Genomic DNA, 22,740 nt, shown 5'->3' on the forward strand with positions numbered 1-22,740 from the left:
TACCGCCAGCCCATATGCCAGTGCTAAGCTGGGAAGAAATCACGAGGAACCTCTATGAATTTCCTGATCAAGAAAGGTCATGGCCCAAACCATGGCATCGTCTTTTCCATGCTCAACGATTTGGGGGCGGATCACAGGCTGATTATTGCCAAGGCGCCTGAAAACTTTCTCGAAGGCGTGACTGACGAGCGCTATAACATCATGGATATCAACACGAAAAAACTGGGTGTCGCGGTTTTCTCGATTGAGGCGTACACCGGCGATCAGACAAGTATCCAGAAGCTGTCGGAACTGTCAGCCAAGCTGCTTACGGAAAGAACCCTCGGTGATTACACCGTGCCCAAAGATGTAATCCTCATCGTGATGGCTGACGAAGCAACCTTCCCAGAGCTCTACGACGAACGCCGGGTCGTGGAAGAATTCAAAGCGAAGCTGCTCGATTTCTCGTGCGGCCATCATGTGAAAATGCGGGAACTCCTGGAGCCTGAACTCAAGGTCTTGCTTAGCAGCAAGTCACCTGCGCCAAGCCGCCAGCGCGTCGAGGATGACTCGCCTTCCCCGTAATTGCGTACGTGTTGTCAGAGCCCGAGGTCGATGGCGAACAGTCGGCCCCTCTGATTGAGGTTCATCTCCGATTTGTGCAGATCGAATGGCGTTAGCATGAACATCGTGTAGGCATCATCGATCTCGCCAGTTTCCCCGTATTGCTCCAACGCGGTCATCAGGCCTTCAGCGGTTTCCGAGTCCTGGAAGGTGAGGGTCTCGTGGGTTTCTTCCCCGGTAATCCAATGGAGTTGCCTGTCTTTCACCCTGAGAGCGAGCGTCAGGTCACCCTGGTAGTGGATCTTCAGCTCATGAAGGTCATTGACGGATAGAGTGCTTGCGACGCGAGTGAATCGGTCTACAGCCTCCTGATAATCCTTCAGCTTCTTTCCCTTGGTTTTCATCAACGCCGGCTTGAGCATGCTCAGATCATAGGCGTGGATTAGGCCTTTTCCCTGATAGGAGTAGGCGGTGGTTCCTTTGTGGACGGGAAATACCATGCTGCGCTGGAGGCTAAACTGCCCCCAGTTGGCCGGTTCTTTCTTGCCTGTATCGAAATACTGCGCCACTTCCCATTTGATGATGGTGTTCAGGCGCTGACGGTATTCTTCCTGGCTTTCTGTGCACACGGACATCTCCACAGGGGGTGACGCGGTAAATGCCAATGTCGCTGTCTTTATTTTGCTGACGCTGCAAGCCTTGTTCACCGCCTTCTCCATGCATGAATGAGGTGTGATTAACCCCTTGAAACAACTCGTATATATTGACAGTTTATCAATCCGCTACGTACCATCCGCCCATATTTTATGGCTCAGGGTGTGGTGTACGTGAAGCTCAAGGTCTGGTTCAACGACGGAATGGCAGTGATCGCCGAAGCCATTCAGTCCATCAAGCAACATGAGTCGATGCTCCCTGAAAGCGAGCGTATTCTGCAACAAATCCATGTGACGCACCACAACCCGAACTTCATCGGTTTCACCCTGGCTGACCAGGTCGCGGTCGAAGCTTCGAGCATTTCGGCGCAGGATTACACTGACTGGGCCCTGGGCTATGCCGCCGAGCATGGCATCGACTGTATCGTCGTCAGTCGTTTCTATGCAGCGATGATCGAGCGCCGTGAAGACTTCCGGGCCATCGGCGTGGAGTTGCTGTACAGCTGTTCGCCAAAGGAACTGGCGGTGCTCGACGTTAAGGCTGAGTTCTACCACCGGCTTGAGCAGGCCTACTATGGCGACATGGTGCCGGCCTGGCTGATCTGGAACGACGACTATGAGACCCAGCTGAATGACAGCGTGGCGACCATCAAAACACGCATGGTGGCTGTTCCGGATGAGCTTAAGGCTGTCTGCGCAAAACCGTCCAATCGGCTACTTGGCAAAGCGTTCTACCGTTTCGACGACCACCCTGATCCACACCAGCAACTGTTCTTTCCTGAGAACAAGGTCATGCGCTTCCCTGATTTCGGTTTGCTGGCGCACCAGGCTTCGATCAAAGCCGGCGCCGCCAATAACTGGATGGTGATGGAGTACCTGCCTGGCCAAGAATTCTCCGTGGATTGCCTGGCGTGGAAAGGTCAGCTTGTGACCTACGTCGCTCGCCAGAAACCGGAAGGCGAGGAGGAGGGTGAGTTAATCGTCGACAACCCCGAGCTGCGCCGCAAGCTGCAAATAATCGTCCGTGAATTTGGCTTTTCCGGTTTGTTCAACGCCAAGTTCAAGCTCGACAGCGAGGGTCGCTGTAAGGTGCTCAGCGCCAGCCCACGCTTTAGTGATGGCCTGGGCCTGAGTCTGCTTTGCGGGGTTAACCTGCCGTGGCTGTGGTTGAAGCTGCACGCGTCTAAAGGTCAGAACATTGGCGAGTTGCCGACGCCTCAGATCGGACGCCGATTGTTCTCGTGGTCGAAAGCGGTAATGTTGCCGACGGCGGGAGTGAGTGAAGCCGAGGGCGTGGTGTAAGAGAGAAGTCGTATCTCCGGATCGCCGCAGGCAGGCCGGCTTGAAGCTCCCCTGTGGCCGTTCTAGCGGTGATATCTGTTTGAACTGTCAGAGCTATGTCTTGAGCGCAATAGCGCCCGCCGTGGATCTAAGCGCAGTCAGGTTGGTGACAAACACAGCGGGGCGGCCACCCAACACCGGGAGGCCTGACCTGGCATCTAATTCCAAGAAGGATTCTGAACATGAGTCAACCGATTCCAGTGCCTACCCAGGATACCGACGTCCGCTATGAGTGCTGTGGCCGTTGGCTGGTGATGCAACGCGCCCGCCTGGTGGACGAACAAGTGTGCTGCGACCTCATTATCGACGGGGAGCTTTACCCGTGGCATGAGGCATTGGATGATCCAGAGTCCGCCCTGGATGTGGAAGGCGCGGGGGAGTTCAACCTCGACGCCCTGGATGCCTTCTGGGTGTCGCTGAATCGGGTGCGCCGGATACCGCCGCTGGATCTGGAAGAATCGCTGAACACCTTTGCCGCCGTGACTAGCGCAACCCTGCGCAAAACGGCAAAAGAGCAGTGGGACAGTGTGCATGCCGATCTGCTGGACATGGCCTGAGGCCCTGGACGGTTAGCGGAAAAACCGATTTCATATTTTTGTCAATTTAAGGTATATTTCCGGCTAGATACCCTCCGCCAAGGAGGGGGCTCACTGTTACGTTGGTATTTATGGCTATTTACGTCTATTTCATCGCGTTGCTGGTGGTTATGGGCCTCGTGGGTTTCGTTGTCTTACAGTACGCAAGCGGCAGTCAGTTGACTCGTCTGGGCAAGGCGTTCTGCTCAGCGCTGTTGGTCGGCGTCGTCGGCTGGAGTTTCTGGCAGTTCTACCTGGGAAACACAGTCGCTCGCCGCTTCGGGGGCACGCTTACCGTTGAGCTCCCCACCAATGCTCAGTTCCTCGGCGCTACCTGGAAAGAAGATTCACTGTGGGTGTCCTACTTCGAGCCGCAAGCCAAGCGCTGCGTCTTCAAAGAATTTTCCCGTATGGGGCTGGTGGAAGGGGATGTCGTCATTCCGAACTGCAACCCTGAGCCTAACCAGGGAGCACCAAAGCAGTGAACTCGATGATCACTTACTTTTCCACTCGTAACCCAGCCACGACTGCATTCGCGGCCCACTCACAAGGGAGGCCTGTTTAACATGGCGAGAAAGCCCACCAAGCCTAATTTGGGGCAGCTGCTGGATGGCATTTGGAGTCGGCTGCCAGAGAATAGTTACCTGCGCGAGCTCGAACCGCTCAAGATGCCGGGACAGCATGAAAACCTGCGTTTTTTCGGCAAAGCCATCATCAAAGCTTGTGAAGAAATTCTTAAAACGCCCATCGACGTCGCCGTCAAAGGCTCTGACCGCGAAACTTGGGAGCGTCTAGTTGGCGCCTGGGCATTGTATCAGCGCTCCAACCGCATCACTCGTTGCGCGGCTGCCAAAAGCATAGGGGTTGATCGCTCCAACTTGACCATTGCTTTGAACGGCAAGCGCCCGCTGACGCAATCGGTACTGGTCTCCCTGGCCAACCTGCTGAAGGTTCAGCCCTTTGATATTCGTCCCGACCTGGGTGCGTCTTACGCCCACACCAAAGATCGTGACGTGGCTAAAAAACTGAATTCAGCCTCCTCACACGTTCTCTCGTTGAAGGGCGATGTGTCCCGCTTGATTGAAGAGGGCTATCCCCTTGAAGGACTGCTCGGTCGAATCGACACGATTCGCGGTGAGTTGACGCATTAAGCATCATCTAAAGCCGCCAGATGGCGGCTTTTTGCTATACGGGCAATTGACTAATGAGCGTGAATAGTTGTTAATAAGAGAAACCACTCAGGTGATTTTCCCATGGCCACTGTTACCTGCCCGGAATGCAAGACAGAATTACGCAATGACCCGCAGCATTGTCCTTACTGCCAATGCGGACTGCGTGAGCCACGCCTGAATAAAGTGGGTCGCTTCGTGATGATTGCGGTGCCGACCTCGTTGGTCATTTTGGTGATCGCCGTGGTTAACTTTTTCCTGCAAGTCCCTGTTCTAGCAGACCAAACACTGGGTGAGTGGGCAATTCTTGCCCTTAAGTGTGTTGGATCAATTGCAGCTTGGGGTGCATTTTTCTGGTTGATAGGATGCCTCGAGTTCTTGTGCGCTAATGAGTAGCCGACTGTAAAACCATCGATTTATACCTCCCTCTAAGCGGATCTTGCGAGTCCGCTTAAGGCTTTGTTTTGTCTATAATAAGTGTTAACCTGGGCCATCAAAAATCTCCTCCGAAGTCGGTTACCTGTGTCAACTTCTTCTCTCCAGTTTGTTGAGTCCCTTGCGGCGTTTCGTCCTGCAGGTTCAATGCTGTCGTAAGTTGATTGATGGCCCATCCCGATAGCGGTTGTGAGTTGTCGAGGATGGCCTCGCATGACCAATAAAAACTACCTCAAGTTCTCAAAAAACACGCGTGGCCGAGACTTTATTGCCAGTGATGTTCACGGACATTACGGTGAACTGGAAGCGCTGCTAGAGCATGTCAGTTTTGACCCGGAAAAAGACCGCCTGTTTATCGCCGGCGATCTGGTCGACCGTGGCCCATTCTCCATAAAGGTTCTCGAATGGCTGGCCAAACCCTGGGTGCATGCGGTTATTGGCAACCACGATTTGATGTGCATTGCTGCCGGCGTCGATCTACAGGGCCGTCGGCAGAGGCATGTCAATCATGGGGGAGCCTGGTTCTATGAACTGCCATCCGGTACCCGAGCGGCAATCATTCACGCGTTTCAGCGATTACCCTTGGCTATCGAGGTGGAAGCTCAAGATGGGCGTCGACTTGGGATCGTGCACGCACAATGTCCTATGGATGATTGGGATGATTTCGTTCTGGAAATCAGCCACTACTCTCCCGAGTTATTGAGGGGGAGTCATTTGGCTGAATCGACCGTATGGCGTGTTGACCGGTACAACAAAACGATAGGCAATTTAGACATATTATTTGTTGGTCACACGTCCCTTAAAAGTCGACAAAGGCTTGGCAATATTTGCTACATCGACACCGGCGTCTGCTATCCCGAGCAGCACGGTTTCCTGACCTTGGTCGACATGAACAGCAACGAAACGTACGAGAGTTGTACGTTAACCCTGGAAACACCCTGAGGCAGACACCCTACGAACAATTAGCACGATGATACCCCTATGGAACACACCATTACGCATTACGACCGGCTCGGAGTGAGCCAAAACGCGACGACCACTGAGATCAGGACTGCCTTCAAGCGTCTGGCTCAGCGGCACCATCCTGACCGCCATCAAGGTTCGCCTGAGGCGGTGCGTGTCATGACCATGCTCAACTTGGCGTACACCACGCTGATGGATCCTCAGAAGCGCATGAGCTATGACACCAAGCTGTACCAGCAGAAAGCGCTGGAGGGGAGAAAGGTGTTCGGTCAGAGTAATGGTGCAGACAGGGAAGGGGCCGGCAAGGCCTCTCAGGAGAGGTTTAAGCCCATTAATCCCTGGGAGGTGAAGACGAGCGTCAAAGTCCTCGCCGTCGTGCTGCTGGTCGTGGCCTGGCTCATCCTGCGTAAATGATTACAGTCCAAGGTCTTCGCTGAACCATTTGCCCAGGGTCTGCAGATCGCCCTTGAACACGTCAAACAATTCCTCCTTGGGGAACAAGTCCGGGAGGTAGTTTTTCCTCGGCCAGTTGAGCATCAGGGGAATGACTTCACTCGATGGCCACTGGTTGATGTAGGCCTTGTAGTAGGCTCGCTGAATTGCAGATTCCTTGTTCCGGATGAACGCCGTAATGCCTGCATCCAGGTCTTGTGGCCTGGATATGTCATGCCAGTGTTCAGGCCAGTAGCCAGACCTGATCATTTCAGTGAGCAGTCCCTCCCTGCCAAGTTCTGCGAGCAAGCGGGCTTTCTTCGGTTGTGCCTCGACGGCTTTGATCAGCACCTCATCCGGGAGAGGGAAGTCAGCGAGGTAGTTTCTGCCCTTAAACGATTTGTGCAGGACTATGCAGCTGAGGTTATCGATAGCCGCCTCTTCGACGAAGGCTTGATCCACCAATTCTTTGCACAGTTCTTCCGATCTTTGCCACAGGTGGTACACCACGGTCGGCTGGGTGAGGATGGCCTCGCTCACTAGACGACGATCAATGCACTGAATGCTGACCTCGTAGATATTTTGGGCGTCAGTCGCGACCGCCGCGCACGCCAGGGTGTAGTAGTTATCGCAGAGCTTTGGGTTAAAGAACTTCTGCTCAGCGAACAACGCGGGGAAAGTTCGGATCGCATTCAGCTGAATTTCGGTATTCAGATGATCCTTCGGTATTTGCCCGTACAACGTACGATCCTGAGTCACGGCCACCCGGTAGACCGTGCTGGTTCTGAATGACCCAGGAATCTCATTCCAGACGATTTTCTGCTCACCCAAAGCATCGGCGTAGTCCTGGTCAGTCCAGTCACCCTTTGGTTTGGTCTCAAATGGCGACGGTTCGTAATCGTAGTGGTCATAGCTTTCGTGCGCGTCGGTCATCGGGAAAATCCTTTTTGGTTAGAGACCGAGGTCTGCTTTGAACACATCGCCGACCACCACCAGGTTCTCCTTGAAGGTCGATAGCACCTCTTCTTTCGGATACCAGGGCATCAGGCGCAAGAGGAGCTCATTGTTGCTCACGTGAAGCTTCAGAGACGTCAGCGGCTGAATGCAAAGATATGCATCGAGTAGAGTTATATCAGCCAGCTGATTGTGGTCAGCCAGTCTGTTCTTTACGGCCTCAGCCACTGTCCTGGGTTTGTGGTAGGTAATCCAGATGTTGTTGTCTGGATCTGGCCAGTATCCGGTTTTGAGCAAAGCCATGAGGCGTCGAAACGCTTCGCCTTTTCCGAAATGGGGGAGTCGGAGCGGCCTCTTGTGAATGCCGGCCTTTAGAGATTCGTCGGTGATGACCCATGGGTCGACCATATCGATCTTGGCAATGTCATGTTCAATCAGTTGATTGGCCAGGGCCGGTGTGAGTGCAGCAACAAAGAGAGAAGGGTTGTGTAATTTCACCAAGTCAGGATTTTTCAGGATGGCGGTCTGGATGTCATCATCAGTCAGGTAGGACGGATGTATTTCGTGAATGTTGTCCGAGAACCGCTTCAAATACAGCCTGGCGACCACAGCGTAACCGGCCTTCTCGGGCAGCGTGGCCAGCTCCACAAAACTAAGCGCTTTGAGTAAATGCTCGATCTCAATCGTCTGCACTTCCGGAGTGAATTGCTCCGGGGTGAGCTTCTTGGTAAACCGCTGCAATTGCCGGGAGCCCTCGAGTATGAAAGATCGAGTCATTCTGGCTGGCGGAATGTCCTGAACCTCGATCTTGTCGTAGAGCACAAGATCCAGAAGATCCTCATCAGAGAGCTGGCGATAATCCGGGGTCATGCTGCGGCAGCCTGAAGTGATTGCGACGATATTTAAGTGTGACGCACGCGGTCTGGCTGGCGCCAGTGTCACAGGCATGTTGTTTGTCGCAGTGTCAATATATCGGTATAGTTTGTGAGTTGTGCAAAGCGAGCCAGCTGCGGCTGTAACCTTCATTCACATAGGTACTTTTCATGGAACAAGAGCAAGACCATAAGCATGAAATCCGACGCTACACCCCCTTCAACGGTGGTGCCATGGTGTTGGTGATGATCCTGGCATTGGCCTGCATCATCTACATGCCGTTCATTGGCTACGGTATTCGTGCTGATGGCAGTCACGCGTATCTCATCGGCGACATTTATGACTTTGCGTGCCCGCTGGCACTGATTGTACTCATGCTGTCGTGGAGTGGATTCACGCAGATCAACCCGAACGAATCGGTGGTGCTGACGTTTTTCGGCACTCGGAAAGGCTCGGCGCTCGATAGTGGTTTTTTCTGGATTAACCCCTTCATGGACGGTTCCAGGGTCAGTCTGAAAGCCAAGACCCTAACCACGGCCAGCGTTAAAATGACCGACAGTGATGGACGTCCAATCACCGTTGGCGCTGTCTTGAACTATCGGGTGGTAAACCCTGAGTCCTACATTTTTAACGCCGATGACCCGGATTCAATCGTCGCCAATGCCATGGAAGTCGTCCTGCGTGAATCGGTGTCGATCTACCCATTCGATCTGTCGGATGCGGAGATGAAGGAGAAGACGGATAAAACCTGCCTTCGCCAGAACTCCGAACAAATCGCGAATGAAATGCGGGAGAAGATCCAGAAGAAGCTGTTCATCATCGGTATTCGTGTACTCGATGTCCGGTTGAGCAATATTGCGTATGCGCAGGAGATCGCTGGCTTGATGCTTCTGCGCCAGCAGGCGAGCGCGATGGTCTCGGCCCGTACTGCGATCCTGGATGCTTCCGTACCCCTGGTACGCCAGGTGATCAAGCAACTGGGTGAAGAAAGCGATCATGGCCCTACGGTCGAGTTCACCGAGTCGCAAAAAGCCACGCTCGTGACCAACTTGCTGACCGTGATGATCAGTGAGAAGGCCGCTACACCCACCATATCAGTCAATGAATGATTGCATGGGGGCCGGCGTCGGCCCCCGTTCTCCGCACGACCTTTTGAGGCAATGATGATGAGCAAAGCTGACGTGCAAAAAAATGCAGCATTCTGGAATTTGGTTTATGGCGTGCTATTGGTGTTGTTCTCCACGGTTTGTTTCTTTTTTGGACACAGGGCTTTTGAGGCAGTGACCCTCCAGGCATTGCTGAATGGCGCAAAGCCAGAGGCGCTTGTTACGCTTGTGATCTGCATGATGGCGCCCATTGCCCTTGTGTTTACGCTGGGCATGTACTTGCTGGCTATGGCGGTGAAAGGTTTCGATCCGACCAATCCTGAGCGTGTGGTGGTGGCGGCAAAGAGTTTTGTGGCTGCCAAAGTGATTGTGTACCAAGAACTCAGCGACGAAGCTTGCGCGGAGAAAATTCTTAACCTGAGCACCGTCAAGACGGATGCTTTCCAGGCTGCAGTCAAGGCGGAGCTTCAAGCGATAGGGCTGCTAACTTCCGCAACATCCAAATAGGTTCGCCCTGACGGCAGCATTCGCAGGCCTCAGTAGGAAGACGCACTTGGGGGATCGATATGTCAGATACATCGCTGAGCAGTGTGTTGGCGAAAGCCTTGGATCAGGGCGTCGGCGCGAGGAGCGTGGTGACCTACGATCTTCCGGATGCGTACTTTGCTGATTTTAAGCAGCAGATGCGTCTCGTAACACTTCGCTGGCGCTGGGCGGTGGGCGTCGTCGGGCTGCTGACCGCCGTGGCTTCAGAGCTATCCCTGGCCATTATTCTGGTGGGGATCTACGCCGTCAGCGAATGGCTTTATTTGCACAGCAAAAGAGCTGATTTCGTGCTGGGTGACCTGCTAAGCGGCGACCCCGAACGGCGTGGCAGGGATAAAAACCTTCTTTTGTGCTTTGATCTCGGAGCTGTCGTGTATTACGAGCGTTTTTCGGCTCGTATCGCCATTGTTCCCGCAGAGTTGATCGAGACAGCTCAGACGGGGAGGAGTGGTTACCGGAACCCAACGTATAATCTAACCCTGTGGCTGAAGGGAAAGGAATACCCTCTAACCTTCCTGGACTCGCATGTGACGGGTGGGATGGTAAACCGAATCCGACTGATGAATCCGGCCATACCGAAGTCGAAGTGGTGGGAGCATTGATGCTGCCAAAAACCCAGTTGGCAGTCACCTGTCCAGTTAATTTTTAACGCTGACCGAAGGAATCAATTGTGGCTTCTGGGCAGGCGACGAGAAGGTGGTACCCCAGGCAAGATTCGAACTTGCACATGACCGGTTTCGAAGACCGGTGCCTTAATCCAGTTTGGCGACTGGGGTAGATCGTCTGGGGTGAGCCAGGCGTTTGAAATGGTGCTTCTGAGAGGGCTCGAACCTCTAACCTTCGCCTTCGTAGGGCGCTGCTCTATCCAGTTGAGCTACAGAAGCGGTAAGTGGCGGTTTGTACGGGGCTCGAACCCGCGACCTCCGGCGTGACAAGCCGGCGCTCATATCCAGCTGAGCTAACAAACCGTGTTTTGTGTCCAAAGTGACAGCTTTAATTGTGTCTATGTTTCGATTGCCGACACAGAAATCACTCCACACAACGAACAAAATTGGAGTTCCATACCGGACTCGAACCGGCGTTTGAGGGGTGAAGACCCTCTGTCCTAGGCCACTAGACGAATGGAACAAAACTATTAAAACCAACACTTTGAAATGCATCAAAGTGCAACTAAAATGGCGACCCGTAGGGGGCTCGAACCCCTGATGTATGATAGACAGTCATATGCCTTTCCAACTTGGCTAACAGGCCTTTGTAACTTATAAACCTTTATAAAACGTGTAGCTATAATTGGTTCTCCATACCGGATTCGAACCGGTGTTAGAGGGGCGAAGACCCTCCGTCCTAGGCCGCTAGACGAATGGAGCGTAACTTTTAAAACACACTTTTCAGTTTCGAAAAGTGTAACTAAGTGGCGACCCGTAGGGGGCTCGAACCCCTGCATGCGTGATAGACAGTCACGTACCTTTCCAACTTGGCTAACGGGCCTTGTAAACTTGACACTCACCTTAATGAGCGCTTTATTCCTTGCTGGCATCGCCTCTAACCTGGCAATGACCACTAATTGGTTTCCCTCTGGGGACTCGAACCCCAATCACCTGGTTGAGAACCAGATATCCTGAGCCATTAGACGAGAGGGACAAAATAACACTCAAAAAAAACCGGGAGCCATGGCCCCCGGTTCGTCGATCTGGGGGCTTCTAGCCCCGTATCACGGCACTAGACAGTCAGGCACTCGCGCTCATCGCGACGTTCGTCACGATCAGTCCGGTCAGCGAAGTTAGTGTAGGTAGCCATGATAGAAATCCTTAAAACAAAAAGCCGGAGGTTTGGGCCCCCGGCTGTTTTAGCAGAAGAGGGCGTCTAGCCCTCAAATCTGAGATGCTAGAAAGTTTTGACAGAGCGTTCATCACGCGAGCAGATATCAGGACGTTCGTCCTGCTGCCGTGCATCATCGCGTTGAGTGAAAGTGGTCATGTCAAAAACTCGGTTGAACTAGTGATGTAGCTAAGATAGAACTAATCCTGAAACACTGTCAACAGCAATTTTTAAAATATTTGAAATTAATTATTGGGACTAAGCGTTCCCTTCACTCTGTCGCGTAATTGATCGATATTGCTGAAGCGACGGGCGCCATCTCTGGCCAGCTCATCTGAGGCCATTTCGAAGGGTGAGGCTGCTATGTGCCGTGGCACGGTAGGTTCGATGCGACCTTCCAGGTTTGGTTGTGGGGCAGGGCGCGTAAGCTCGGACAACAGACTAAACAGGCGTTTCATGATGACGACATCCAGGGCGCAGTAAAATGAAAAAGGCCCAGACATATGCTGGGCCTTTCTTGTTTGGTGCCGAAGGCGGGACTCGAACCCGCACGCCGTAGGCAACTGATTTTGAATCAGCCGCGTCTACCAATTCCACCACTTCGGCTTTGAATTCTTGGTGCCCGAACCCGGAGTCGAACCGGGACGCCCTTTCGAGCAGAGGATTTTAAGTCCCATGCGTCTACCAGTTTCGCCATTCGGGCAGTGCTTAAGGCTGGCTCCGTGACCTGGACTCGAACCAGGGACACTCGGATTAACAGTCCGATGCTCTACCGACTGAGCTATCACGGAATGGCCTTGCAAGATCAAGTCTACTGGCCACCAAAAAAGGTGTCAATAGAATGTCATTGTTTTGTTGGTGGCTGGATTTTCGAGTATAGTATGGCTATACTGACAGAAAGCGAGACCCCAGACAGAAAAGGCTCGGACTCAAAATCAAACCTTAGGAAAAGTCACCATGACAATCGACCCGATAGCTTTCCTACAATCCGCCGAGATGGATGAGCTGATTCGCTCCTATACCGGCGTTGAGAATCAGGCGATTGCCTTCAAAGTCAAGAAAGCCCTCCTTTTTGTAGATGGTGATGGCAATAGCTACCTAAACGAATACGGACTGCCTCGAGCCTCGCGCTTCAGCAGCATGGACATGTGCCTGTTCCTGATGCTCATCGAGGGGCTACAAAACATCGTCACGGGCGAGTTGCTTGGTCAGATGATGGGTGTCAGCAAGCTCAGCGCCCAAACCTGGATAGGTCGCCTGCGCGATGAATGTGGGTGCGACATTGACCTTGATAAGCACCGGCGCTTTACAGTGCTTAGCTGGGGGATTTTCAATCGGCCTGTTTACGTGGCCTTCCAGCCCTATGTTAAACTGGTGATTAGTAATTGGCTGTCTAAGCACCCCGAACACCAGGCGCAGCCCGCCCGAGTGACCCCAGCTGGCTTGAGCGCAGCTAAGGCCGGGATGACGACGAAGAGTGGCAAATCCAATGTCAAATCCAGTAAACGAGGCGCTTCCTGAAGACTCACTGAACGCGCTGAACCAGGCAGTATTTTCGTTTTTATCCGAAGGGGGTGGCCTGACGACAGGTCTGCCCACTTCTTTGGTTCAGACGGAGTTGGCCGCGCTCACCGGCCACTTCGATATCACTGTACCGATCCTCTTCAAAGCGTCCTGTGATTACCATCAACTGGATGTCGCTGCAGCAAGCCTGAACGCGGATCTCGTCAAGCCTCTGACTCCTGTGGTGGGCTCATCGCTGGGCCTTGCGGATATGGACAAAGGCCTGACCAAGTCTGCCGGCTTCTCTGCGCGTTCACTGCTGCGTTCTGTTGCTTCATCGACCGACCCGGTAAGCCCTGCAGCACTTTCGAGCATCGCAAAGTCGCTCATGGAAGGCCTTGGCCGCGCTGCTCCTAACCTGCTGGTAAAGAATGGTTTGAGTGAGCTCGGCCAGGCGGCCACCAGTCTTGACTGTAATGCTTATCGACTCGTTGGTGAGTTGCGGCGTGTGACCGCGCATGAGCAGACTGCGCCGCCCTTTATGACCTTCCTGGATGACGCCCTGTTGGGCAGCCTGATGGGACGGGAGTACGACGAGAACAGCAAAGCGTTATTCCTTGACCTACAGTTGGCGACGTCCTCAACAGACGATAACCCAGGGCCTTCGTTCATCAACCGCTTGGCCGGTTTTCTCAAAGAGCGCTTGGAGGGTGCATTCGACAGTGATCATGCCGAGCACCTGTTGCAGTTGCTGCTGGATACTGATGATCGCATGAACGCATTCAAGTCAGAACTCATGAAAGGCATACGAGCTGATCTGGCTTTGGGTGACAGTGTGGGCCTGGCCTTGGGAGTAGGGCGCGCACATCTGGCGGGCGTGAGTTATGCGAAGTACTTCAATCAGATGGACGCGAAGGCTTTGGCAACAGGACTCAAGACCCTTCAGGACTTCGATCTGCTGAACGCCATTCCGGGTATTGACTTGGATCGCCTGGATAAACGAGATTTCAGCGTAGAAGCGCTTGGCGGCGCCTTCTCGGCTGACCTCGGGCTATGACAACCATCATGAAGCCCGCTGACGTGCGAGAGCGGTTCATTACGCCACTGCTGATGCATATCGAAGAGCAAGATCTCGCTGGCGAAGAAATCTTCGTAAAGCGTAAGGCCATCGATGAGCTGATTAGCACCAGCCAGGCGCACACTGAATTTTACTGGCCATGGTTCAGTGATGAAGAGGTCGCGGAGCTGATTGCGGATCAGCGGATCGAATGGAAGAGCATCTTCCTGACCTCAGATAATTCTTCTGACAGCATTGCGCTGTTAAGCCATCTGATCCATCACATGGAAATGACCAGCTACTTCATCTGGCTGCCGCACACCGTCAAGGCACTGAACAACCGATACACCCCGCTTGAACAGGTCAACATCTTAAAGCAGTGCGACGCGATGCCTGGTCGTAACAGCAGCACTATGGATGGGCAGATGCTACTGGCCGGACGGATTGTTCCGATCATTTTGCAGGACGAGTTGCATCTAGACACCTGGGTTCAAGAATGGGTTCGTGGCATCAAACGCTGCGAACGACCAGGCTCAAAATACTCCAAACCGTTTAGCAGCCAATTCAAGGTAACCAAGGCCTACAAGAACCTGGAAACCAGCGAGGGCAGTCTGTGTCGCATACCCATGCTGATGGTACTCGCCGGCGTGCTCGATCAAGAGATGGTGGGCGCCTCCATCAAACGTTTCACCGATGCCACCCTGTACGACCTCTCCTATGGCGGCTTTTCACGTGCCTTCACGCTCACTGGAGATGATTTTTCACGTCGGAATTTCAGGTACGGGTTGTACGTGCTCGACGACATCAGCCGACAGCAACTCATTGGCAGTTATCTTGGCAGACAGGTTATTGCGGATAATCATTTGGAGTTGGCGTCCTGTATTTTAGCCTCAGCGGTTAGTTGGGATTACAATCCCGCGCCCATACCTGAGTTACTCGCAATCAGAGACGGTTCCGAAATGACTCCTTTGCGCATGATGCTCAATGAGCACGCGTTTGAATGGGACGAAGATTGGTTCGATAAGTTGGCCGCAAATCCTTCCTGCGCTGACCTTCTGCGAGAAGTTTCTACTGTTGACAGTATTATTCTATGGTGCAGAGATTATTCCGCCGAATGCAGCGACTCCAATTCCTTGGCAACGACAAGAAAATTGAAGCGCTGGGTTAACTTGTTGAATGAGGATGCCAAGCAGGAATTCTTGGAGTTCTTGTTGGAACGGTTCGAATATGGGATCACACATACGAATTCCAGGGGTCGATGTGGGATGGCTTATGCAAAAATGCTCCTGGGATCCTTCCCGGAAAGCGATCAGGCCAAGCGAAAAGTATCAGAACTTATTTTTCATGTAATAAAACATGCGGTGACCGACAAAGACCCTGAGATAATGGCTGAGATTGTAAAACTGAACGCATTGTCTATCAGTGAAATTGGCGCCAATATTAAGTCAATCCAGCAATTCAACACCATAACGTCCAAAGGTGGACTAGAGAAATCTCTGGTCTTGCCCCACCTTCCATTGAAGGTGATCGGGCACGCTTTCGCCAATGACCTAGGCTTGTGAGAATCCTGTGATCAGGTCAAAGCCACCTAGGGCTGGCCCGGCCCTTGTGGCTCGTCGTCCAGGAAAGGTGGCGTCTTGATGTTACCTTCCGCAGAGGGTATCGTGGCACCAAACCAAGCGGATATGAGTGCAGTGGATGGGCTTTAAGTTTTATATGCCAATCGTCACTATCTTGCTTTCTAAAGTCTCCAAAGACTTACTTGAAGGAAGGTCGGTGTCGGTGTCTTGTCATCTTTTATTTAATGACGGCTATTCTCCTCTATTATTGAAACCTAGTCCTCTTTATGTCACCTACGCAAATGCAGTAATAAGCACATTAAATCCTGACGCTTACTTGGTTGTCGAGAATAATTCATCCAATTCGCATAACGATAATGGTGGCGACGGAGTAAATTGGCTATCTGCGGCTATTGTGTCAAAGAAGAGAAAAACATATGTTGTAGGACGGCGATATACTATTGAGAGGGGAAAGGTAACATTTTTGGATAAAGATCCATTGCAGTTGCCTGATCCGTTTAATGTTTCATGTAGACTCATGGAACTTTATAATGAATTGCCAAAAGATACTATAACACATCCAAACTTTATAAAATTAGTGTCAGCCGTCTCTGGCTTTATTCATATTACAAAAACTCCATACTCGAAAGTCATTAGACAATCATTGCACTAAATGGTTAATGGCTGGTGATTAAATCATCCAGGCCCAACCAAAGAATGCCAGTTGGAGGCAGACGCCCGCAAAGATACCCGCGAGAACATCATCAAACATGATGCCCATGCCGCCCCTTAGATTTCTGTCCAGCCAGCCCACCGGGCCAGGCTTCACGACGTCGAAAAAGCGGAACAAACCAAAGCCCAGGGCTGCGCCCAGGAATTGATGTTCTGCTGGCAGGCAGATCAGGGCAAAGCCCATGCCGACAAATTCATCCCAAACAATGGCTGGGTGATCGTCAACGCCAAGATCCTCGGACACACGCTGGCAAACCCAAATGCCAAACAGAGTGGCTAAGAACAGGATCAATGTATAAACCGGCGTAGAGAGCCCCTGGAGAGCCAGGATAAAGGGGATAGCCGCTAAGCTACCCCAAGTACCAGGAGCGGGGCGCATCAGCCCGGAGCCGAAGCCGCAGGCGATGAAATGGAGCAAGCGGCGGGGATTCGGTTGAGCTTCAGCGGTGTTAGCGGTGACCATGTCTTATCCAGTAGGTTGCCGTGAACTCTTCCTGATGCCGCAGATGGTTCAAGCGAAACTCGCTGCGCACGCGGGTGAAGAAAGGCTCAGGCAGCAGGGTGTCGGCCTCGCCGTTGTAGTTAACCTCACTCAACACCAAATGGGTGGCATGGGCCAGTGCTTGGCTCCACAGTGGCACGCCGCCGATTACATAAACACGTCGATCATGCTTGACCAGCTCGAGCGCCTGTTCGATGGTGGTGACCACCTCGCATCCAGGCAAAAAGCCGATTTCATCCGTCACGACAATGTTTCGACGCTTCGGCAACGCATAGCCAAGCGATTGAAACGTCGGGAGGCACATGATCACGGTCGCGTTTGCAATCGTTTCAGTCGAGTGTTGCTGCTCTGCTGGGATGTTCCAGGGGCTGGAGTTTTTCAATCCGACCTGACCCTGGATCCCGAAAGCAGCGATCAAATGCAATTGCGAGTTCAAAACGAATTATCCTTTGTTATTGTTTTTATGGATAAAACAGTACTTCAGTACGCCTCTTTATTTTATCAAAGAGGGTACAGTGCGTGTTGCTTCTCTTCACGGGCCTTGGCTAAGCGCTTCGCCAGATCCAGTGCATAGATCTTGCGGGTTGGCAGCGGCATCTCACCGCCATCAATGAAGCGGAGGAGAACGTCGTCAATGATCTGATGGGTAAGACCCGGCTCATCGAGGACAATTTCCAGGCCGATGCCAGTCTCATGGTTGGTGTTGAGCGCAAAAATCTCTTCACCCACAATGCCGACGCGGTCGAGAAGGCTAGGCGTGATGGCCAGCATCTCGCCGGGCAGTTGCCCCAAGTCGTAGGCGATCAGGCGGGCTGCTTTGAGCTGGGCAGTCATCATCGTGATGTAGTAGATTGCGTCGGTTTCCACCAACGGCAAAATGATGTTCATCAGCTGGGTGTCGGGCCCGTCCTGGTCATTGGAGATCCAGAAACGATCTGGCGACTCCTCTTCCAGGCGTTGAAACATCTGTTCAACTTCAGCCTTACGTTCCAGCCTCGGTTTTTCAATCCAACTCATGGTATTGATCCAGGCGTAATAAAAGTAACCTAAGTATATCGCTCATGGACTTGTAGTCAATACAAGTGAATTATAGGGCTAAAGGCCTAAATCCTGCCCGAAGCGCTCAGCCTGATAGGCCAATGACTGACGGAGAAATGGGGCAAATATTGACGACTCCAGCCACGTCAAATCTCGATCATTACGCAACTTTCGCAAGGACTTCTCAAACAAGTCGTGGAGTTTGTCATTGGATGGCACTAAGCCATTCTTTTTGACTTCCTGATATGCGCTATCCAGCAATTTCAGCGGTGAGTCTGAAGCCTTGATCATCCAGTCTTCCGGGAGCTGGTGGTCGTACACCAGGGCGTGCGCCAACAAGGCTGTAAGACTCGTGCTGTCTGCTCCACAGGCCTCGTCACGATGATTTTTCAAGATGATGTCGTAGCAGGTTTGATCGGGATCGATCCCGTGGAACCGCTTAAGCGCAAGAAAGTTGCTTTCATTGTGCCGGCAACTGCGGAGCACTATCGCATTGTGCAGTTTCGGGTAGCCAAGCGCCAAGGCCTTCTGGGCCAGCTCCGGTTTGAATTGTCGGCTCCAGCCTTGGCTCAACAAGCTCGTGCAGACCCGATCTTCGTGGGTCTTGAGCCATTGCTTCACGGCTGGCCAGCATGCGGATTCATGGTTGAATGTCGTGTTGATGGCCAGCATTGCCGTTAGCAAGCCTCCTTGAAGATTGAGGTCGCGGCAATTGATGGAAAAAGAAAATACGTGCTCGACCAGGTCGAGGCAGCAGTGTGGGTCTTTCGCCTGACTATCTAGCAGGAGGTAAGCAAAGTCATCAAAATCCCTTTCAAAATCTGTGGTTGTCCACACGATATCTCCAGCTGCCCGAGGGGTGTGTGAGTGCTTGAAAAATTCAGCCTCGCGCTCGAGGGTATTGTTGCGTTTTAAGTTATCCACCAGCGCACGGGTCAATTCAAAAAGCACCGGCCCATGACCGGGATCATCACCAAGCTTGCCAAAATCATAGGTCAGTTGGTGTGCTGCCTTCATATCAAGCGGAAGGGCTGAAATCAGCGCCAGGTACGGGGCAGGATCCTCCATCAGCGGGAATGCTTCCAGCAGCTCCGTGCGCAGTTGTAATATCTGCTGACTCAGCGAGATCAAGGTCATCCTGCCGTACGCTGGTAGCGCTGCCTCAAGGGCCTTGCCGACCTCCACGATGGCATCGCACATGGCTTGTCGGCCCATGCCGGGGTTGATGTTTTCGAGCCGGGCAAATGGATCAGTTGACATTGTGAACTCCATAATTCTTAAGCCAGAAAATTTACATGGCCCTTTTTGTGTGGCGGCCTACAGACCCAAGTCCATGCCGAACATTTTAGTCTGGAAGCTATTCGAGATCGCGATGTAGGGCTGGATTTCCTTGGCCATTAGGGGAGTCATGGTTTCTTCGCTTTTCAAATGCCCAGCCAAAAGGGAAATCAGTGGCTCACACTCTTTTGGTGAGCGGGGTTCAATGCCCATTTCGCGGAAGGTGTTGAAGGCATCCACCAAGGATTTGGTGACCCAGGTTGGCTTGAAGGTGAGTTTACTGGCGTCAGGGATAAAATTTTCGACTGCAAGCGAATACTTGAGCAAGTCACCCAGTTGCTTTTGGGATGGCCTGCAATCGTGGGCGATGAATTGCTGCAGATAATCCTGATCAGGCTTCAAGCCACAGCGCTGATGAATTGCGTACAGACGCTGAAAATCCAAGTAGCTAGAGCGAAGGTACCAGCGATCCGCGAGATCCTGTAGCTCGTTGCTTTGGAAAATGTCTGTCAGTTCATTGGCCATCCAAATCCCTGGTCTGGCATTTACCATCTGTTTGACCAGATCAGCTTGCTTACCCTGCATCCATTGCAATAAAGGCCTGGCTGAGTCGAATTTATATTTCACGTCCTTGGCGGAGATGGCTTGGAAGAGCGCTGTAAATATCACATCGATGCCTGCTTTTTTGTCATTACGACGCTCCAAAATAACGTCGCACAAGTCGAGTGCCGGCTGAGGATTATCGCTGAGTCGAAGTATGTAGATAATCAATGAGTCCATGAGATGCTGGTCGGCGTCAGTGCTGAAGGCATCATAGGCGATCAGGTTTTCGACACCCCTAGCCACCAACGCATCACGCAGCTCATCGCTATACGCATCCGTCAGCAGCTGGCCTTCAGGCCCGGCAGCAATACTGAATACCAGACGAATAGGGGCCTGAAAATGCTGGAAGTACAACTCAGAAATAACTTCAGCAATCGCCGGACGCTTGAACAGATCCAGAATTGTCGTATCCATCATCGTTGCTGCTTTCCCTACCAGGACATGCAGACGCTGGGAAGCCAGGTCATCCATGCCCTGAATGAAGTCGGAAATCAGCGCGTGAACCATGATGGGATCCGGTTCATCGAGCACGGCCAACCGGTACAACTCCTTGTTGATCGTGAGCAAGTCATTGTACCGGCTGACGTCACGGACAATCGGGGGTAGGGGATTCTGAGAGGGCATCATCATAATCCCAAATCGCGTGTGAACGCGTGTTTCAAGTAGGTTAGGTTCTTCTCGGCGTAAGGGCGCAGCCAAGTGTTCTCGATCAAGGAAAAATCCTCTTTTCCGGTCACACGCTCCATCACAAAGTCGACCACCGCTTGAGCGTTAGGTTTGCAGTCAAACCCCTCATATTGTTCAAAGGTGACTATGTCGGCAGCCGCGCAAAGAGACTCAATCAGGCTGTTTGCGGCCTTGGGCTCCAGCGGGTTAGGTAAAATTGGTTTTATCATCAAGGAGTAGGCGAGGAGGCACTCGAGGGTGAGATGATCAAACTTGCGCTGGGTACCAGCGTCAGTCAGGCCAATACCCTGGACGAAGCTTTCATCCACTGACAATCCATGGGTGGTGTGAGCTTCCACCAGAATCTTCAAAATTGGATCTGAAGATCGAAGGTTCAAGGCGGCGGAGAGGTGCGGTAAGCCCATGCTATTTTGCGCATGCAGGATGCTGGATGCAGAATTGTAGTCCGACAGCCCGTTGGCCATCACACAGCTGACCAGGAACTGTTCGTTGTCCTGCAGCCATGCCTTCAGTTTTTTCCACCCGTCAAGTTTTGCAATGCCTATGCCGGATTCCTTCGCGCTTAGCGCACGCATTAGGACATTGACACCGTCGTATCGTGTCTGCGCGATTGTCCTGAAAAAACCAGCGAAGACTCGGTCGACAGCAGCTGATTCGCCGCCATCGCCATACCCGTCCATGCTGGCCTCGATAAAGTTTATTGTGGCGCTATGGTTCAAGATGGCGTCGCGACCGTAAGTTGCCAAGGTCTCATGCTTTGTCACATTGGTAATCAGCTCCTCCCGCAGATGCCTTTTTTCCATTATGTCCAGCGTTCCGCAACGACCGATTGTTTCCATAAACTCAACGACGTAATGGTCGTTTACAGGAAAAAGCTGAAGGAATAGCTCGATGACTTCGGGATTTTCGTTGCGCTCGAGGTTGCTCATCAGCCCTCGCGTGCAGTCCTTCAAAGCGCCATGCAGCTTCGCTAAAAGGTTGACGCTGAATGTGCCCTGGGCTTGATACCCGATCTCCGCCAGGTCGTGCAGTTGCTGCATCAACACCTCGGGGGAGGGATGCCGGAGCTCTAGGCTGGATTTCAAAGCCTTGGTCGCTGTGGCGAGTCTACTAGTCAGAGTTGTCATTCATCCGTTCCTTCGTTGATATGGGCGGCTGGTAGACATTTCACAACCCGAGGTCGCGACCGAACGCGTGCTTGAGGAAGGTCAGGTTCTTTTGGGCATACGGCAGTAGCCAGCTGTTCTTAACCAGGTCGAAGTCCTCTTTCCCGGTGACCCTGTCCATTACAAAGTCGACGACCTCTTGAGCCCTGGCTTTGCTATCAAACGCCTGGTACTCGGGCTTCGCCACTTCTCGACCGGCGTTGACCAATGCTGTGATGAGGTCGTACTTTGTCCCAACAGTCTGTATGGCGTGGGGCAAGACGTGTTCGACGGTAAGTGAGTATGCGATCAATGTCTCCAGAGTTCCCTCAGAAAGAGTCCGCATTGACTCTCCATCAGAATCGTATGCCATCGTACGTTTAAAGGTCTCATCAACCCTGAGCTCATAGGTTTTAAGGCCTTCGATCAGGATCTGAAAATCAGGATCGGTTGAACGCATATTGAGGCAAGCGGCGAGGTAGGGCGCCTCAAGCGTATCCCTCGTTGTTTGCACAATGTTAAAGGTATTGTAGTCAGACGGATTGTTGCGCATCACACCCAAAAACAGATCCGGCTGATGACCATTGAACCAATAGCCTAGAGCTTTGTATCCAACAGCCGCATTGGACGAACGGGCACTTTCCGCCGTGTTCAACGTGGTGATTATGATGGCGGCGGCATCGTTTCGGATCTCGCAGAGATTCGTACAGAATTTGCCAAGCGGCGTGGAGTCGAGGCTTTTGCCCTCTTCGAATTCGAAGCCATTCAGATTCATCACCAGAAACTTGCGGGCGTCGTAGAAGTCGGTGCCCCCAAACTGATTTTTCACGGTGAAGGTTTCGTGCTTGATGACATTGTCGACCAGATCCCCAAGCAAGCGGCTCTTATCTGCCGCGTTGAGACACTCCGATTCGTGAATGATCTGCAAAAACTCCTCGGCGTATTGCTCATGGAGAGGAAACAACTCCAGGTACTGAGCGATGACATCGGGACATCCACGACGTGTGACCAGGTTCATGAACCCTCGTGTCGTTTCTTTTACCGCCTGATGAGCACGCGCCAGGAGATTGAGGCTGTCATTTTGCTTGGCCAGATGGCACGCATTAGCAAGATCCCATAATTGTTGGTGCAGAACATCTTCGCCCGGATTGGTGCCGTTCACGGTTCGGATCAGCGCTTGTGCGGCTTGCGTCAGATCACGGGCAATCTGGTTTGACATTGAAAATTC

The 22,740-nt window shown here is 52.5% G+C and carries 25 protein-coding genes and 9 tRNA genes; 15 read left to right on the plus strand and 19 right to left on the minus strand.

Going from position 1 to position 22,740, the window contains the following annotated elements:
• The first annotated feature begins 54 nt into the window (after positions 1–54).
• A complete protein-coding gene (locus tag NQL71_RS30395) occupies positions 55–564 on the plus strand; it encodes a hypothetical protein (RefSeq protein ID WP_274644570.1) in 510 nt (169 codons plus the stop codon).
• 14 nt (positions 565–578) lie between these two features.
• On the opposite strand, the gene NQL71_RS30400 is transcribed toward NQL71_RS30395, so the two are convergent.
• Positions 579–1,250: a hypothetical protein gene (locus NQL71_RS30400; protein WP_274644571.1), complete on the minus strand. Its 672-nt coding sequence runs from the start codon at positions 1,248–1,250 to the stop codon at positions 579–581.
• 120 nt (positions 1,251–1,370) lie between these two features.
• Here NQL71_RS30400 and NQL71_RS30405 point away from each other — a divergent pair, with 120 nt between their 5' ends.
• The 7 genes from NQL71_RS30405 to NQL71_RS30435 all read left to right on the plus strand — a co-directional run bounded on the left by NQL71_RS30405 (position 1,371) and on the right by NQL71_RS30435 (position 6,093).
• Entirely contained in the window at positions 1,371–2,498 is a 1,128-nt protein-coding gene (locus NQL71_RS30405) for an ATP-grasp domain-containing protein (protein ID WP_274644572.1), read from the plus strand.
• 221 nt (positions 2,499–2,719) lie between these two features.
• Entirely contained in the window at positions 2,720–3,094 is a 375-nt protein-coding gene (locus tag NQL71_RS30410; RefSeq protein WP_274644573.1) for a hypothetical protein, read from the plus strand.
• 110 nt (positions 3,095–3,204) lie between these two features.
• Complete coding sequence (locus tag NQL71_RS30415) at positions 3,205–3,597, plus strand: hypothetical protein (protein WP_274644574.1); 393 nt, start codon at positions 3,205–3,207, stop codon at positions 3,595–3,597.
• Between the two features lie 81 nt (positions 3,598–3,678).
• Complete coding sequence (locus NQL71_RS30420) at positions 3,679–4,263, plus strand: hypothetical protein (RefSeq protein WP_274644575.1); 585 nt, start codon at positions 3,679–3,681, stop codon at positions 4,261–4,263.
• 102 nt (positions 4,264–4,365) lie between these two features.
• Positions 4,366–4,677: a hypothetical protein gene (locus tag NQL71_RS30425; RefSeq protein ID WP_274644576.1), complete on the plus strand. Its 312-nt coding sequence runs from the start codon at positions 4,366–4,368 to the stop codon at positions 4,675–4,677.
• Between the two features lie 252 nt (positions 4,678–4,929).
• Positions 4,930–5,658 (plus strand): metallophosphoesterase, encoded by a 729-nt coding sequence (locus NQL71_RS30430; RefSeq protein ID WP_274644577.1) that lies wholly within the window; start codon positions 4,930–4,932, stop codon positions 5,656–5,658.
• Between the two features lie 39 nt (positions 5,659–5,697).
• On the plus strand, positions 5,698–6,093 hold the full coding sequence (locus NQL71_RS30435) for a J domain-containing protein (RefSeq protein WP_274644578.1): 396 nt from the start codon (positions 5,698–5,700) through the stop codon (positions 6,091–6,093).
• On the opposite strand, the gene NQL71_RS30440 is transcribed toward NQL71_RS30435, so the two are convergent.
• The gene (locus NQL71_RS30440) at positions 6,094–7,044 is read right to left on the minus strand and encodes a hypothetical protein (RefSeq protein WP_274644579.1); all 951 of its coding nucleotides are present in this window, start codon (positions 7,042–7,044) and stop codon (positions 6,094–6,096) included.
• Positions 7,045–7,062: 18 nt separating this feature from the next.
• Positions 7,063–7,935: a hypothetical protein gene (locus NQL71_RS30445; RefSeq protein ID WP_274644580.1), complete on the minus strand. Its 873-nt coding sequence runs from the start codon at positions 7,933–7,935 to the stop codon at positions 7,063–7,065.
• Between the two features lie 173 nt (positions 7,936–8,108).
• Here NQL71_RS30445 and NQL71_RS30450 point away from each other — a divergent pair, with 173 nt between their 5' ends.
• From NQL71_RS30450 to NQL71_RS30460, 3 genes are read left to right on the plus strand one after another with little or no spacing between them, the layout of a single operon-like run.
• A complete protein-coding gene (locus NQL71_RS30450) occupies positions 8,109–9,047 on the plus strand; it encodes an SPFH domain-containing protein (protein ID WP_274644581.1) in 939 nt (312 codons plus the stop codon).
• A gap of 57 nt (positions 9,048–9,104) precedes the next feature.
• Positions 9,105–9,551 carry a hypothetical protein gene (locus NQL71_RS30455; protein ID WP_274644582.1) on the plus strand — a complete coding sequence of 149 codons (447 nt, stop codon included), beginning with the start codon at positions 9,105–9,107 and terminating at the stop codon, positions 9,549–9,551.
• A 59-nt stretch (positions 9,552–9,610) separates the two neighbouring features.
• Entirely contained in the window at positions 9,611–10,192 is a 582-nt protein-coding gene (locus tag NQL71_RS30460; RefSeq protein WP_274644583.1) for a hypothetical protein, read from the plus strand.
• A gap of 95 nt (positions 10,193–10,287) precedes the next feature.
• On the opposite strand, the gene NQL71_RS30465 is transcribed toward NQL71_RS30460, so the two are convergent.
• The 9 genes from NQL71_RS30465 to NQL71_RS30505 form a co-directional block, all read right to left on the minus strand.
• A tRNA-Arg gene (locus NQL71_RS30465) sits at positions 10,288–10,366 on the minus strand.
• Between the two features lie 31 nt (positions 10,367–10,397).
• Positions 10,398–10,474: transfer RNA gene (locus NQL71_RS30470), tRNA-Arg, on the minus strand.
• A 6-nt stretch (positions 10,475–10,480) separates the two neighbouring features.
• Positions 10,481–10,558, minus strand: a tRNA-Asp gene (locus tag NQL71_RS30475).
• A gap of 84 nt (positions 10,559–10,642) precedes the next feature.
• Positions 10,643–10,718: transfer RNA gene (locus NQL71_RS30480), tRNA-Glu, on the minus strand.
• Positions 10,719–10,766: 48 nt separating this feature from the next.
• Positions 10,767–10,841 (minus strand) — tRNA-Asp (locus NQL71_RS30485).
• 161 nt (positions 10,842–11,002) lie between these two features.
• Positions 11,003–11,078: transfer RNA gene (locus NQL71_RS30490), tRNA-Asp, on the minus strand.
• An 852-nt stretch (positions 11,079–11,930) separates the two neighbouring features.
• Positions 11,931–12,014, minus strand: a tRNA-Leu gene (locus NQL71_RS30495).
• Between the two features lie 10 nt (positions 12,015–12,024).
• Positions 12,025–12,111, minus strand: a tRNA-Leu gene (locus NQL71_RS30500).
• 12 nt (positions 12,112–12,123) lie between these two features.
• Positions 12,124–12,199, minus strand: a tRNA-Asn gene (locus NQL71_RS30505).
• Positions 12,200–12,365: 166 nt separating this feature from the next.
• On the opposite strand from NQL71_RS30505, the gene NQL71_RS30510 reads away from it, so the two are divergent.
• The 4 genes from NQL71_RS30510 to NQL71_RS30525 all read left to right on the plus strand — a co-directional run bounded on the left by NQL71_RS30510 (position 12,366) and on the right by NQL71_RS30525 (position 16,200).
• Positions 12,366–12,929 carry a hypothetical protein gene (locus NQL71_RS30510; protein WP_274644584.1) on the plus strand — a complete coding sequence of 188 codons (564 nt, stop codon included), beginning with the start codon at positions 12,366–12,368 and terminating at the stop codon, positions 12,927–12,929.
• Positions 12,898–13,968 carry a hypothetical protein gene (locus tag NQL71_RS30515; protein ID WP_274644585.1) on the plus strand — a complete coding sequence of 357 codons (1,071 nt, stop codon included), beginning with the start codon at positions 12,898–12,900 and terminating at the stop codon, positions 13,966–13,968. Before NQL71_RS30510 ends, NQL71_RS30515 begins: the two co-directional genes overlap by 32 nt.
• An 8-nt stretch (positions 13,969–13,976) precedes the next feature.
• On the plus strand, positions 13,977–15,530 hold the full coding sequence (locus NQL71_RS30520) for a hypothetical protein (RefSeq protein WP_274644586.1): 1,554 nt from the start codon (positions 13,977–13,979) through the stop codon (positions 15,528–15,530).
• 136 nt (positions 15,531–15,666) lie between these two features.
• Positions 15,667–16,200, plus strand: coding sequence for a hypothetical protein (locus NQL71_RS30525; RefSeq protein ID WP_274644587.1), 534 nt, complete (start codon positions 15,667–15,669; stop codon positions 16,198–16,200).
• Between the two features lie 18 nt (positions 16,201–16,218).
• Here the strand turns inward: NQL71_RS30525 and NQL71_RS30530 are convergent, their stop codons facing one another.
• The 7 genes from NQL71_RS30530 to NQL71_RS30560 form a co-directional block, all read right to left on the minus strand.
• Complete coding sequence (locus NQL71_RS30530; protein ID WP_274644588.1) at positions 16,219–16,722, minus strand: phosphatidylglycerophosphatase A family protein; 504 nt, start codon at positions 16,720–16,722, stop codon at positions 16,219–16,221.
• Positions 16,709–17,197 carry a dihydrofolate reductase gene (locus NQL71_RS30535; protein WP_343228899.1) on the minus strand — a complete coding sequence of 163 codons (489 nt, stop codon included), beginning with the start codon at positions 17,195–17,197 and terminating at the stop codon, positions 16,709–16,711. Before NQL71_RS30535 ends, NQL71_RS30530 begins: the two co-directional genes overlap by 14 nt.
• A 65-nt stretch (positions 17,198–17,262) precedes the next feature.
• Positions 17,263–17,778: a hypothetical protein gene (locus NQL71_RS30540; protein WP_274644589.1), complete on the minus strand. Its 516-nt coding sequence runs from the start codon at positions 17,776–17,778 to the stop codon at positions 17,263–17,265.
• 78 nt (positions 17,779–17,856) lie between these two features.
• Positions 17,857–19,059, minus strand: a complete 1,203-nt coding sequence (locus tag NQL71_RS30545) for a hypothetical protein (protein ID WP_274644590.1) — start codon at positions 19,057–19,059, stop codon at positions 17,857–17,859.
• 57 nt (positions 19,060–19,116) lie between these two features.
• The gene (locus tag NQL71_RS30550; protein ID WP_274644591.1) at positions 19,117–20,247 is read right to left on the minus strand and encodes a hypothetical protein; all 1,131 of its coding nucleotides are present in this window, start codon (positions 20,245–20,247) and stop codon (positions 19,117–19,119) included.
• Positions 20,248–20,306: 59 nt separating this feature from the next.
• Positions 20,307–21,494, minus strand: coding sequence for a hypothetical protein (locus NQL71_RS30555; RefSeq protein WP_274644592.1), 1,188 nt, complete (start codon positions 21,492–21,494; stop codon positions 20,307–20,309).
• A 40-nt stretch (positions 21,495–21,534) separates the two neighbouring features.
• Complete coding sequence (locus NQL71_RS30560) at positions 21,535–22,731, minus strand: hypothetical protein (protein ID WP_274644593.1); 1,197 nt, start codon at positions 22,729–22,731, stop codon at positions 21,535–21,537.
• Positions 22,732–22,740 lie beyond the last annotated feature (9 nt).

The sequence above is a fragment of the Pseudomonas serbica genome, assembly GCF_028823535.1.
GTDB classification, from domain to species: Bacteria; Pseudomonadota; Gammaproteobacteria; order Pseudomonadales; family Pseudomonadaceae; genus Aquipseudomonas; species Aquipseudomonas serbica.

Bases quoted from the DNA above. Each gene is read 5' to 3' on its own strand.
- NQL71_RS30395 (WP_274644570.1), top strand. From the start codon at position 55: ATGAATTTCCTGATCAAGAAAGGTCATGGCCCAAACCATGGCATCGTC.
- NQL71_RS30410 (WP_274644573.1), top strand. From the start codon at position 2,720: ATGAGTCAACCGATTCCAGTGCCTACCCAGGATACCGACGTCCGCTAT.
- NQL71_RS30415 (WP_274644574.1), top strand. From the start codon at position 3,205: ATGGCTATTTACGTCTATTTCATCGCGTTGCTGGTGGTTATGGGCCTC.
- NQL71_RS30420 (WP_274644575.1), top strand. From the start codon at position 3,679: ATGGCGAGAAAGCCCACCAAGCCTAATTTGGGGCAGCTGCTGGATGGC.
- NQL71_RS30425 (WP_274644576.1), top strand. From the start codon at position 4,366: ATGGCCACTGTTACCTGCCCGGAATGCAAGACAGAATTACGCAATGAC.
- NQL71_RS30430 (WP_274644577.1), top strand. From the start codon at position 4,930: ATGACCAATAAAAACTACCTCAAGTTCTCAAAAAACACGCGTGGCCGA.
- NQL71_RS30435 (WP_274644578.1), top strand. From the start codon at position 5,698: ATGGAACACACCATTACGCATTACGACCGGCTCGGAGTGAGCCAAAAC.
- NQL71_RS30440 (WP_274644579.1), bottom strand. From the start codon at position 7,044: ATGACCGACGCGCACGAAAGCTATGACCACTACGATTACGAACCGTCG.
- NQL71_RS30445 (WP_274644580.1), bottom strand. From the start codon at position 7,935: ATGACCCCGGATTATCGCCAGCTCTCTGATGAGGATCTTCTGGATCTT.
- NQL71_RS30450 (WP_274644581.1), top strand. From the start codon at position 8,109: ATGGAACAAGAGCAAGACCATAAGCATGAAATCCGACGCTACACCCCC.
- NQL71_RS30455 (WP_274644582.1), top strand. From the start codon at position 9,105: ATGAGCAAAGCTGACGTGCAAAAAAATGCAGCATTCTGGAATTTGGTT.
- NQL71_RS30460 (WP_274644583.1), top strand. From the start codon at position 9,611: ATGTCAGATACATCGCTGAGCAGTGTGTTGGCGAAAGCCTTGGATCAG.
- NQL71_RS30510 (WP_274644584.1), top strand. From the start codon at position 12,366: ATGACAATCGACCCGATAGCTTTCCTACAATCCGCCGAGATGGATGAG.
- NQL71_RS30515 (WP_274644585.1), top strand. From the start codon at position 12,898: ATGTCAAATCCAGTAAACGAGGCGCTTCCTGAAGACTCACTGAACGCG.
- NQL71_RS30520 (WP_274644586.1), top strand. From the start codon at position 13,977: ATGAAGCCCGCTGACGTGCGAGAGCGGTTCATTACGCCACTGCTGATG.
- NQL71_RS30525 (WP_274644587.1), top strand. From the start codon at position 15,667: ATGGGCTTTAAGTTTTATATGCCAATCGTCACTATCTTGCTTTCTAAA.
- NQL71_RS30530 (WP_274644588.1), bottom strand. From the start codon at position 16,722: ATGGTCACCGCTAACACCGCTGAAGCTCAACCGAATCCCCGCCGCTTG.
- NQL71_RS30540 (WP_274644589.1), bottom strand. From the start codon at position 17,778: ATGAGTTGGATTGAAAAACCGAGGCTGGAACGTAAGGCTGAAGTTGAA.
- NQL71_RS30545 (WP_274644590.1), bottom strand. From the start codon at position 19,059: ATGTCAACTGATCCATTTGCCCGGCTCGAAAACATCAACCCCGGCATG.
- NQL71_RS30555 (WP_274644592.1), bottom strand. From the start codon at position 21,494: ATGACAACTCTGACTAGTAGACTCGCCACAGCGACCAAGGCTTTGAAA.
- NQL71_RS30560 (WP_274644593.1), bottom strand. From the start codon at position 22,731: ATGTCAAACCAGATTGCCCGTGATCTGACGCAAGCCGCACAAGCGCTG.